The following is an 11,908-nucleotide window of genomic DNA, read 5'->3' on the forward strand; positions in this document are numbered from 1 at the left end:
ACTGAACGGATTTTTCGTTTGCCCCCTCGCACCGCCGTCACAGACCGTCTCATAATGGTGGTTCTGGACTCATCTAACCCCCTCCCGGGAAGAAACCACCCCGAACGCGGGTTAGCATAGAACGAGGAAACGACCGATACCGAAGTGTAGGTGACCCATGAGTGACAGCATCGACGCAACCAATCCCTACCGTGCCCGCACCCCCTGGGGAAGCCCCGAACCCGTAGCCCCCACCGCCGCGGCACCCATCGGCGTCTTTGACTCCGGCGTAGGCGGCCTTACCGTGGCCCGCGCCATCATGGATCAGCTGCCCCACGAACGCATCATCTACGTCGGCGACACCGCGCACGGCCCCTACGGCCCTCTCAAAATTGCAGAGGTGCGCGCCAACGCACTGCGCATCATGGACGAGCTCGTCGACTCCGGCGTGAAGATGCTCGTCATCGCCTGCAACACCGCATCCGCCGCCGTGCTGCGCGACGCCCGCGAACGTTACACCCGCCAGTACGGCATCCCCGTCATCGAGGTGATTCAGCCCGCCGCCCGCCGCGCGCTTGCCGCGACCCGCAACCGCAAGATCGGCGTGATTGCGACGGAGGCGACCGTCACCTCCCGCGCCTACGAGGACACCTTCGCGATTACCCCCAACCTTCAGGTGTACTCGGTGGCCTGCCCGCGCTTCGTGGAGTTTGTGGAGAAGGGCATTACCTCCGGCCCCGAACTGCTGGAGACCGCTCGCGAGTACCTGCAGCCCCTCAAGGATGCCGGGGTCGACACGCTCGTGCTCGGATGCACCCACTACCCGTTGCTGGCCGGCGTGATTTCCTACATCATGGGCGAGGACGTCACCCTTGTCTCCTCCGCGGATGAGACCGCCAAGGATGTGTACCGCGAACTGCTCAACCACGCCATCGAGAGCCCGGTTCCCGAGGAGCACCCGCACCACGAGTTCCTCGCTACCGGCGAATCTGAGACGTTCTCGCAGCTGGCGCGCCGCTTCCTCGGCCCCGAGGTCACGAACGTTCGCCACACCAAATCCGTGGCCGAGCGTTTCCCGACCGGCTCCTTTGCCACCATCACCCCCGAGATGCTGGCCGCACACCGCAACATCACCCTGGACGAAGACGTCGCCGAGGCCGAAGAGGCCGCGGCGACGCAGGAAGGTCCCGCATGCGCCTAACGATTATCGGTTGTACCGGTTCCTTCCCCGGCCCCGTCTCGCCGGCCAGCTGCTACATGCTCACCGCGACCGACTTCGCCGGCCGCACCTGGCGCGTCATCGTGGACATGGGCAACGGCTCCCTCGGCATGCTGCAGCGCCATATCGACCTGAGTGATATCGACGCGATTCTCATCTCGCACCTGCACCCGGACCATTGCATCGACCTGTCCGGTCTGCACGTGGCCGTCAAGTGGGATCCGCGCGGCTGGCCCAAGGGACGTATTCCGCTCTACGGCCCGGCCGCCATTAACGAGTACCTTTCGGCGACCCACGGCCTGGACCCCGACCCGGGCATGAGCACCGAGTTCGAGTACCACACTTGGACCGAGGGCGAGCCCGTGCAGATTGGCCCGTTCCGCGTGGAACCCTTCCGCGTGGTGCACCCCTCGAAGGATCCCTACGCCCTGCGCATCACCTGCAACGACCGCGAGGGCCACACGATTTTCGCCTACTCGGGTGATACCGACCTGTGCGAGGGCCTGGTTAAGGCCGCGCGCGGCGCCGACCTGTTCCTGTGCGAGGCCGCCTACCAGGAGGGTCGCGACGACGCCCTGCGCGGTATCCACCTGACCGGCAAGCGCGCCGGACAGGCCGCCCAGGAGGCGGGCGTACGCAACCTGCTGCTGACCCACCTGCCCGTATGGAACGACCCTGACATCGCCCGCGCCGAGGCACGTAGCGCCTTCTCCGGTCCCGTGGGCGTTGCCGAAATGGCCGCGAGCTACCGCATCTACCCGCGCCCCACGCCGGCGCATCCGGTGACCTCCACGCTGAACGTGGTGGAGGTGCTGGACCCGCCGCTCAAGACCGCCATTGCCCTCCCTAAACCCTAGCTGGACTAGCGCAAACCACATTCAACCCGACCACGTTATAAGCACAACAGACCGACCGACCCAAGGAGAACCCATGACTGTGACCCGCGACGACGGCCGCGCCCTCAACGAACTGCGCCCCATCACCATTACCCGCGGCTGGTCCCGCAACGCCGAGGGTTCCGCCCTCATCGAGTTCGGAAACACCCGCGTGCTGTGCACCGCATCCTTCACCGAGGGCGTGCCGCGCTGGCTCAAGGGCGAGGGCAAGGGCTGGGTGACCGCTGAGTACGCCATGCTGCCGCGCGCCACCAACACCCGTTCTTCGCGCGAGTCGCTGAAGGGCCGCGTGGGCGGCCGCACCCACGAGATTTCCCGTCTGATTGGCCGCTCCCTGCGCGCGGTCATCAACATGGAGGAGCTTGGCGAGAACACCATCGTGCTCGACTGTGACGTGCTGCAGGCTGACGGCGGTACCCGCACCGCCTCGATTACCGGCGCGTACGTGGCCCTGGCCGACGCTATCGCCTGGGCGAAGGAGCAGAAGATTATCTCCGCCAAGGCTAACCCGCTGATTGATTCGGTGTCCGCGATTTCGGTGGGCATCATCGACGGTACCCCTATGCTTGACCTGCCCTACACCGAGGACGTGCGCGCAGAGACCGACATGAACGTGGTCGTCACCGGTAGCGGCAAGTTCGTGGAGGTTCAGGGCACCGCCGAGGGCGCCCCCTTCGACCGCGACGAGCTCAACAGCCTGCTCGACCTGGCCCTGGAGGGCACCGCAGAGCTGGCCCAGATTCAGCGCGAGGCCCTGAAGAACGACTAACCCGCACGGCGCCCCACCCCGCACCGTGTGCACCTGTTGCAAAGGAGAAACCATGGCAGAAGCAAAGATTGTTCTGGCAAGCCACAACAAGGGCAAGCTCAAGGAGCTGCGCGAGATTCTGCGCGGCCACATCGACGGCCTGGACGTTGACACCCAGGTCGTGGATGCAGCCAGCGTGAACGCACCCGATGTTCCTGAGACCGGTGTGACCTTCGCTGAGAACTCCCTGCTCAAGGCTCGCGCGGTCGCCCGGGCAACCGGCCTGATTGCTATTGCCGACGACTCGGGCCTGTCCGTGGACGTGCTCGGCGGCGCCCCCGGCATCTTCTCGGCCCGCTGGGCCGGCCGCCACGGCGATGACACCGCGAACCTGAACCTGCTGCTGGCTCAGCTGAGCGATATCGCTCCGGAGCACCGCGGCGCGAAGTTCTGCTGCGCCGCATCGGTGGCCTCCCCGGACGGCTTCGAGGCGGTTGAATACGGTGAGCTACCCGGTGAGCTACTGACCGCACCGGCGGGGGAGGGTGGCTTTGGCTACGACCCGATTCTGCGCCCCGTGGAGCTCAACGGTGAGAACGCCCTCTACGAGGGTAAGTACGCCGGCAAGTCTTGCGCTGAGATTCCCGCCGAGATCAAGAACTCGATTAGCCACCGCGCGCGTGCTTTTGAGGCGCTGATTCCGCAGATTGCTGCGGCTCTGGCCTAAAACCGTCACTGGGGCGTTACAGCTTGTTTGCTGTGCCTGATATCTGTCGGGTATCTGCCTGGCGGAGGGACGAGTGCGATTTATTCGTACACCGCGGCCAAAATCCCCCATACGAATACCACTTAAAGGCACAATAGGTAAAGAAGCTTTACCTCAGGGTTAGTGACACCAAAGAGACTCGTCTGCTGAAGGTACCTTCGGCAGACGAGTTTTGTTGTTGAAAAGCACTTCAACGGAGCATCTGCCTGATGCCTGCTGCCACCGACCCCGGTAGAAAAACCTGCCGCGAAAGAGAACGCACCGATGTTCATCCTTCTCTTGCTGATGGCGCTGATGCTTGCCGTCGCCCTCTGGTCCTACTCCTACGTGTGGCGCGGCCTCAACCGCCGTGTTATCGCCGCCGTCAAGGTGGTCGACCCCATGATCACGCTCGGCCCGTACGCCATGGTGGCCTGGGCGGGGTTGATGGGCATCATCGCCACGAATATGTGGGCGACCGGTACCCTCCAGCTGGTGCTGAGCGTGGTGTTGTGGGTGATTGTTGCCGGTACTCTCGGCTGGGCTGGTTTTTGGCTCCTCATGCACTGCCTGGGCGGCCAAACCCCCGGCAAGCGCCCCATGTGGTGGCGTGAGGCGGTTGCCGCGAAGTTCGCCTGGCGTAACCTCTCGCGCATGCCCGCCTACCTGGGTGCTCGCACCAGCATCCTGCCGGTGGAGAACCCGCACCTGACCAAGCCGTACTCGGGCTCGTGGACTCGCCCGCTCGGTGCGACCATGCCCGGGTACAGCTCCAACGGTGAGTTTATTGAGGGCTTTGACGAGTTCGGTCGCAAGATGCCGCGCCTCTACCCGGTGGGCCCCGAGCCGACTATTTTTGAGATGGCGCGCTGGGGTAAGTCGGTGAGCTCCGATCAGTTGCTGACGACCTTCCTGCCGACTGCGCCGTTTGAGCGTCTGCGTCTGCCCGGCACCATTACCGGCCCCTTCACCTTTGCGGGGGAGGTGCCGCACGGTGCGGTGACGAAGTGGCCTCGCCGCAGCGGTGCGAACCGCGCCTTCGGCTCCTACGCTCGTCTGGGCGAAATCACCGAACGTAAGGTTGAGCTGCTGGTCGACCACCGCATCATTGCGGCACTGCAGACCACCCGCGAAAGCTACGAACGCCGACACAGCTGGATGCTCGCCTTCACCGATATCGCCGACGGTGACTTCACGATGGACGCAGACGAGAATGGCAACCTGCGCATCACCTTCGGCACCGCCACCGAGGGGTACGAGACTCCGTGGGTCTTCACCAGCACCCTGAAAGACAGCCCCCGCCTGCGCCGCAAGATTCGCCGCGCCATGCGCGAGCGTCGCGTGCTCAAGCAGAGCAGCGGCGAGCTGATGGACTGGTACTTCGTGCCGAAGCTCAGCGAGTTCCCCCACGGCCCGGTCACGAATGAGCTTCCCGAAGAGTTCTACTTCAAGTCCAATATCATGGTCACGAACCGTCACGAGAGCTCCTCGAAGGCTACGGGCGAAGCACACTAGCGGGGTGAACGGGGGAACCACGCACGGCACCATCGGTGACCGTCCTGACCACCCTTTTCCCCAAGCCACGCTAGAATAGAGTTCCGAACGTTGAACGCTCTGCGGGGCACGACACGCGTCGTGCCCCGCATCCGTTCTGCCTAGTAGCACGTGAGCCGGGCCCTCACTCCGCCCTGCGTGCGGCGCGCGTTCACCACCGCAGACATATTCACCCGAAAGGAATCCCGTGGCGTCCTCGAACTACACCGCTCGCAACCTCTCCGTTCTGGAAGGTCTTGAAGCAGTCCGCAAACGCCCGGGCATGTACATCGGCTCCACCGACTCCCGCGGCCTCATGCACTGCCTCTGGGAGATTATCGACAACTCGGTGGACGAGGCGCTCGCCGGCTTCGGCCAGTCCATTCAGGTGATTCTCTACCGCGATGGTTCGGTGGAGGTTCGCGACGACGGCCGAGGCATCCCCACGGATATTGAGCCGCGTACCGGCCTATCCGGTGTGGAGGTCGTCTTCACCAAGCTTCACGCCGGCGGTAAGTTCGGCGGCGGTTCCTACACCGCCTCCGGCGGTCTGCACGGTGTGGGCGCATCCGTGGTGAACGCGCTGTCTTCGCGCCTGGACGTGCAGGTGGACCGCGGTTCGAAGACCTACCAGATGTCGTTCCGTCACGGTATTCCCGGCCACTTCGATTCGGGCCGCACCCCCAAGCCCGATGACCCGTTCACCCCCGCATCCGAGGGCGCCGACGCCCTGCAGATTGTGGGTAAGGCGAAGCGCGGTGTGACCGGCACCCGCGTGCGCTACTGGGCTGACCCGCAGATTTTTACCCCCGACGCCAAGTTCAGCTACGAGGACCTGGTGGCTCGTGCGCGCCAGACCGCGTTCCTCATTCCGGGCCTGCGCATCTGTATTCGCGATGAGCGCCGGCTGCCCGGCACCCCCGGCGAACTGGAGGCACACGAGGAGGTCTTCCAGTACGACGGCGGCATCAGCGAGTTCGTGGAGTTCCTGGCGCACGACGAGCGCGTCACCGACATCTGGCGTTTCAGCGGTAGCGGAACCTTCACCGAGACCGTGCCCGTGCTGGGGGAGGACGGCCGCTCGCAGCTGACTGATGTGGAACGTGATTGCGAGGTGGACGTTGCCCTGCGCTGGGGCATCGGCTACGAGACCACGATTCGCAGCTTCGTGAACATTATTGCCACCCCCAAGGGCGGTACCCACACCGCGGGCTTTGAGCAGGGCCTGCTGCGCGTGATGCGCAAGCATCTGGCCGACAACGCCCGCAAGTACAAGGTGGGTAACGACAAGATTGAGAAGGACGACGTGCTCGCGGGCCTGACCGCCGTGCTGACCGTTCGTCTGGCCGAGCCGCAGTTTGAGGGTCAGACCAAGGAGATTCTGGGCACCCCGGCGGTTCGCCAGATTGTCTCCAAGGTGGTGGGCGATGCCCTGAAGGCCCGCCTGGAGTCGACCGCCCGCGCGGAGAAGGCGCAGGCTACGGCTCTGTGCGAGAAGGTCGTCTCTGAGATGAAGACCCGCGTCTCGGCGCGTATTCACAAGGAGACGCAGCGCCGCAAGACCGCGCTGGAGTCTTCATCCATGCCCACCAAGCTGGTGGATTGCCGTTCGACGAACGTCGAACATTCCGAGCTGTTCATTGTGGAGGGTGACTCGGCGCTGGGTACTGCGCGTCTGGCTCGTTCCTCCTCGTACCAGGCTCTGCTGCCGATTCGCGGTAAGATCCTGAACACTCAGCGCGCCTCGGTGACCGATGTGCTCGCGAACGCCGAGTGCGCGGCGCTGATTCAGGTGATTGGTGCCGGTTCGGGCCGCACCTTTGACCTAGAGTCTGCCCGTTACGGCAAGGTCATCATGATGACCGATGCGGACGTTGACGGCGCGCACATCCGCACCCTGCTGTTGACCCTGTTCTACCGTTACATGCGCCCGCTGATTGAGGCCGGTCGCGTGTACGCCGCGGTTCCGCCCCTGCACCGCGTGGAGGTGGTGCGCCGCGGTAAGCCGAACGAGATGGTGTACACCTACTCCGAGAAGCAGCTGCACGAGCTGCTGGATTCTCTGCGGGAGCAGGGCGTGACCTACAAGGAACCGATTCAGCGTTACAAGGGTCTGGGTGAGATGGACGCCGACCAGCTGGCCGAGACCACGATGGATCCGCGCCACCGCATGCTGCGCCGCATCCGCATCGAGGATGCTGAGGCTGCCGAGCGCGCCTTCTCGCTGCTGATGGGTTCCGAGGTGGCTCCGCGTAAGGAGTTCATTATCGCCGGCGCGCATCAGCTGGATACCGAGAACATCGATATGTAGCGGTTCTTCCCGTGTGTGTTTGCGTGTGTATTTTCTTGCGAGACTCGTGGAAAACATGCTGACGATTTGTCATAAAGTGGGAATTTTCTATGATTATTGTCACAATAGATTTCACCACGGCGCAAAAAATCAGTATTTTTGATGCAAATTTAATGAATTGGCACTGAATAACTATTGTGTCAGTTTCGATAAATCCGTCACCAAAATCTTGCAGACATCGCAATTTACTGCAAGGTTTGAGGGAGGGGTTGGAAAAGGCTTCCGTACTCCGGATGGTGACAGGCTGTTTCTAAACCGTCTCACCTCGGTATTTGCTGATAACGTGCGATGAACCTTTATCGAAACGTCAAACATTTAACGCCCAGTCGGCGCACAGGTGTCTCACAGCCTTCAAAGAAAAACCTGTACCGTAGATGGGTGAGAGACACTGTGTCAGTAACTCTCGCACTCCCTTCACTGACGGGGGAGTGCCCGATTCTGGCGCACGCGCATATCAGTACACACATAGTAAGGACCTATCAATGGATCCCCTTGATTTTGGTAGGTGGCAGTTCGGTATCACCACCGTCTACCACTTCTTCATGGTTCCGCTGACCCTGGGTCTGGGCCTTGTAGTGACCTACCTGTACATTTGCTACGTTCGTACCAAGAAGGACGAATACAAGCGAATGACGAAGTTCTGGGGCAAGCTGTACCTCATTAACTTCGCCATGGGTGTGGCCACCGGTCTGGTTCAGGAGTTCCAGTTCGGTATGGCATGGAGTGAATACTCCCGATTCGTGGGCGACGTCTTCGGCGCCCCGCTGGCTATGGAAGGCCTCTTCGCGTTCTTTGTCGAGTCGACCTTCCTGGGCCTGTGGATCTTCGGCTGGGATCGCCTCAAGCCCGCAGTCCACGCCTTCTCCCTGTTCATGGCTGTTCTCGGTTCCTGGATTTCCGCCTTCTTCATTCTGGTGGCAAACTCCTGGATGCAGCACCCCGTCGGCGCAGAAATGATTGACGGTCGTCCCCGTATGACCGACATCGGCGCCGTGCTGATGAACCCCACCGCATGGGTCACCTTCCCGCACGTCATCACCGCATCCATTCAGGTTGCCGGTGGCTTCCTGGTCGGTATCGCCTGGTACAAGCTGTGGCGCCGCCGCAAGGACGGCATTGACAAGGTCGTTGACGGCAAGGTTGTCGTTGGTGAGTCCGACAAGGGCGCACGCGACAAGAAGGACTTCCAGGTTTGGCTCAAGTCCCTGCGCCTGGGCGCAGTGGTGGGCCTCATCGGCTTCGCTGGTGTTGGCGCATCCGGCCACATGCAGGCACAGATGATGATTCACGAGCAGCCCATGAAGATGGCTGCCGCCGAGGCCGCCTGCCACGACGGTACCTCCTTCTCCGTGCTGACCGTTGGTGAGCTTGGCGCTCAGAGCTGCGACAAGATTCACACCATCATCGAGGTTCCCGGCGTGCTGTCCTTCCTGGCACACGACAACTTCAACACCCCGGTGAAGGGTATCCAGACCCTGGTTCCCGAGTACGAAGCTAAGTACGGCACCAACCTGCCCGATAACCCGCTCTACGGTGAGCGTGCAGGTCAGAAGATTGATTACCTGCCCTCCCTCGAGGTCTCCTACTGGGGCTTCCGCGGCATGATCGGTCTGGGCGCAGTCGTCGTTCCCTTCTACCTCTACGCACTGTGGGTTACCCGTAAGAAGGGCGTGGGCACCGTCCCCGAGTCCAAGCTGCTCAAGAACGTTGCCGTCTGGTCCATCCTGGCTCCCTTCTTCGCAATTGCACTGGGCTGGATCTTCACCGAAATGGGCCGTCAGCCCTTCGTGGTTGTCCCCAACCTTGAGGGCGATCCCGCAATCCGCCTGTACACCGCAGCAGCTATCTCCCCGGGTGTTTCCGGTGAAGAAATCCTCTTCTCCCTGCTCACCCTGGGCCTGCTCTACGGCGTGCTGATGGTGGTTGAGGTTTACCTGCTCATCAAGTACGTCAAGGCCGGTGTGGTTGCTGCAATGCCCGAGCTGGTTCAGTCGCACCACGAGGACGAGTCCAACGACAAGTCCAAGCGCGACGTGCTGGAGTTCGCCTACTAGGCGGGTAAGGATTGATTCACCATGAACTTTGATTTCAATATCTTTGCCGGTCAGCCTGGCCTGCCCACCCTCTGGTTTGTTGCCATTGGCGTCTTCCTCATCATGTACATGATCCTGGACGGTTTTGACCTGGGTGTCGGTATGCTGATGGGTTCCAAGTTCGCAAAGAACGAGAAGGAACGCCGTCTGCTGCTGAACATCATCGGCCCCGTCTGGGACGGTAACGAGGTGTGGATTGTGTCCGGTGGTGCTGCTATCTTCGCGGCATTCCCCATCTGGTACGCAGCCCTCTTCTCGGCTCTGTACATCCCCCTGACCCTCGCGCTGGTCTTCCTGATTCTGCGCGTGGTCGCAATTGAATACCGCGGTAAGAAGAACGACGAGAAGTGGATCCGTAACTGGAACATCGCTCTGTCCGTCTCCTCCTTCTTCATCGCTCTGCTCGTGGGCGCGCTGCTGGGCCTGACCTCCATGGGTCTGCCCATCAACGAGAACGGTGACCGCGTTGGCGGTGCCTTCGCCTGGATTTCTCTGCCCGTCCTGCTGGGCGGCCTGGGCTTCGTGGGCTTCGCTCTGGTTCAGGGTCTTGCCTTCGTCGCTCTGAAGACCGACGGCGATATCCGCGACCGTGCCCGCAACACCCTGGTGCGCTGGGCTCCCGTCCTGCTGCTGCCGATCGTCGCATGGGTTCTGACCCTGGACTTCACCAGCGGTAACGGCATCTCCTGGCTGTGCACCATCCTGGCTGTTGTTGCCGTTCTGATTGCTTGGGTCTCCGCTAAGGGCGGCCGCGAGGGTCGCGCTTTCGCCGGCCTGTCCGTGTTCGTCGCACTGGGCGCACTGGCAATCTTCACCGCAATGTACCCGAACGTGCTGCCCTCCACCCTGGACCCGGCATACTCGCTCACCATTGCGAACGCATCCAGCTCCGAGTACACCCTGGGCGTTATGACCTTCGTGACCTGCCTTGGTCTGCCGGTCGTGTTCGTCTACCAGGCTTGGACCTACTGGGTCTTCCGTAAGCGTCTGCACGTGGATCACATCCCCGAGGCTCACGACGCTACCGAACTGGCTGAACTGCCGACCAAGTAGCATGTAGCTGATTGAAAATCCCCCGGATTTCTCTTGCGAGAAGTTCGGGGGATTTTTTGTATTTGCGGGGAGAACACGGATCCAAGGTAGGTGAGAAGAGAATTCATAAAAATTTTTGGTGCACACCCCCCCCGAAATTCGAGCGCGACAGGGAGCGGAACGTGTAATGTGGTGAGCAACTCACTCCTATGAAAGGTGTTCAACGATGAAATCTCTCAACCGCCGCACCGCCGCTCCTCGTACCGGCACGAGCCGCCGCCTGCTCGCCACGGGTGCCCTGCTCTGTGTCGGCATCATGCCCCTGAGTGCTTGCTCGCTCTTCAACCCGCCGCTGGAACGCGACGAAAGCGTCCACGCCATCTTTGACGCGGAGCAGGACATCGTGAAGATGCCCCTGGACGATTACACCTACTACGAGCGCACTCACTACGAATACACGGCCTTTCAGATTGCTATGAAGCAGTGCTTTGCCGAACACGGGCAGAACTACACCATCCAGGCTCCCTACTCTGAGGGTGCGCCCCGCGGCGAGATGGGGCGAAAGTACGGTCCCTGGAATGTCGAGTACGCCCAGAAGTACGGTTTTCAGAAGCGAGACCCCAACAACGCAGCCGCCCCCATCTCCTATAACTCGGGGGAGAGCATGAGCCCCGAGGACAAGCTTCGCACCGAATGCTACCCCAAGGCCCGCGAGACCCTGGAGGCCGCGGTGCCCGAAGGTAAGAGGCCCGAGAATGAAGGGCAGTCCACAAACAGTCGTATCTCTACCGAGGCGGGTAACGCTGTGTACGGTAGCAAACTGCACCGCGAGCTCGAAGAGAAGTGGAAGCAGTGCGTCTCAGACCGCGGCCTCACCCCTCGCTCGGCAGGCTCCGTCGCCGAGGAAACCCCGCTGGCTGAGCAGCTGAGCAAGAACGACGGATTCAACAAGCCCGCCTCCGAAGAAGAGATTCGCATCGCCACCATCCAGGCCGAATGTAACCAGCAGGTCGGCATGAGCAAGCAGCTCTACGACCTGGAAGCTCAGTACCAGATGCCGCTCATCCGCAAGTACCAGTCGCAGCTTGAACAGGAGCGCCAAGCCGATCGCGACCGCGACGAGAAGTTCAAGCAGTACGTTCAGGAGCACCAGTAACCCGAGCGTCCACGACCGGTTTTGACGTCGGATTTTAAAACCGAATCTTGATACCGGGGAAAGACCGGTAATGGTGCGGGCCACCCGAGACACAGGCTCGGCGGGTAGCCCGCACCCGCGAGGATATTCCCGCAGAGGATGCAGCTCGCGGCAGGCG

Annotated in this window: 9 protein-coding genes; all 9 read left to right on the forward strand. The window is 61.9% G+C overall.

What is annotated here, in order from left to right; translation table 11 throughout:
* Positions 1-157: 157 nt before the first annotated feature.
* The 9 genes from murI to AC3E6W_RS04775 all read left to right on the forward strand — a co-directional run bounded on the left by murI (position 158) and on the right by AC3E6W_RS04775 (position 11,751).
* On the forward strand, positions 158-1,180 hold the full coding sequence (gene murI / locus AC3E6W_RS04735; RefSeq protein ID WP_049343120.1) for a glutamate racemase: 1,023 nt from the start codon (positions 158-160) through the stop codon (positions 1,178-1,180).
* Positions 1,171-2,055 carry an MBL fold metallo-hydrolase gene (locus AC3E6W_RS04740; protein ID WP_049333630.1) on the forward strand — a complete coding sequence of 295 codons (885 nt, stop codon included), beginning with the start codon at positions 1,171-1,173 and terminating at the stop codon, positions 2,053-2,055. The genes murI and AC3E6W_RS04740 overlap by 10 nt, the downstream gene beginning before the upstream one ends.
* 73 nt (positions 2,056-2,128) lie before the next feature.
* Positions 2,129-2,863 carry a ribonuclease PH gene (gene rph / locus AC3E6W_RS04745; protein ID WP_049345640.1) on the forward strand — a complete coding sequence of 245 codons (735 nt, stop codon included), beginning with the start codon at positions 2,129-2,131 and terminating at the stop codon, positions 2,861-2,863.
* 52 nt (positions 2,864-2,915) lie between these two features.
* Positions 2,916-3,569, forward strand: a complete 654-nt coding sequence (locus AC3E6W_RS04750) for a non-canonical purine NTP pyrophosphatase (RefSeq protein ID WP_490652455.1) — start codon at positions 2,916-2,918, stop codon at positions 3,567-3,569.
* 303 nt (positions 3,570-3,872) lie between these two features.
* Positions 3,873-5,102 carry an RDD family protein gene (locus AC3E6W_RS04755; RefSeq protein WP_049345636.1) on the forward strand — a complete coding sequence of 410 codons (1,230 nt, stop codon included), beginning with the start codon at positions 3,873-3,875 and terminating at the stop codon, positions 5,100-5,102.
* A 226-nt stretch (positions 5,103-5,328) separates the two neighbouring features.
* Positions 5,329-7,431 carry a DNA gyrase/topoisomerase IV subunit B gene (locus tag AC3E6W_RS04760; RefSeq protein ID WP_314506969.1) on the forward strand — a complete coding sequence of 701 codons (2,103 nt, stop codon included), beginning with the start codon at positions 5,329-5,331 and terminating at the stop codon, positions 7,429-7,431.
* Between the two features lie 521 nt (positions 7,432-7,952).
* The gene (locus AC3E6W_RS04765) at positions 7,953-9,524 is read left to right on the forward strand and encodes a cytochrome ubiquinol oxidase subunit I (protein ID WP_049343116.1); all 1,572 of its coding nucleotides are present in this window, start codon (positions 7,953-7,955) and stop codon (positions 9,522-9,524) included.
* A 21-nt stretch (positions 9,525-9,545) separates the two neighbouring features.
* Positions 9,546-10,616: a cytochrome d ubiquinol oxidase subunit II gene (gene cydB, locus AC3E6W_RS04770; protein ID WP_049343115.1), complete on the forward strand. Its 1,071-nt coding sequence runs from the start codon at positions 9,546-9,548 to the stop codon at positions 10,614-10,616.
* Positions 10,617-10,821: 205 nt separating this feature from the next.
* On the forward strand, positions 10,822-11,751 hold the full coding sequence (locus AC3E6W_RS04775) for a multidrug transporter (RefSeq protein ID WP_314083124.1): 930 nt from the start codon (positions 10,822-10,824) through the stop codon (positions 11,749-11,751).
* Positions 11,752-11,908: the final 157 nt, after the last annotated feature.

This window comes from Rothia sp. SCPM-O-B-18226 (M350) (genome assembly GCF_058213595.1).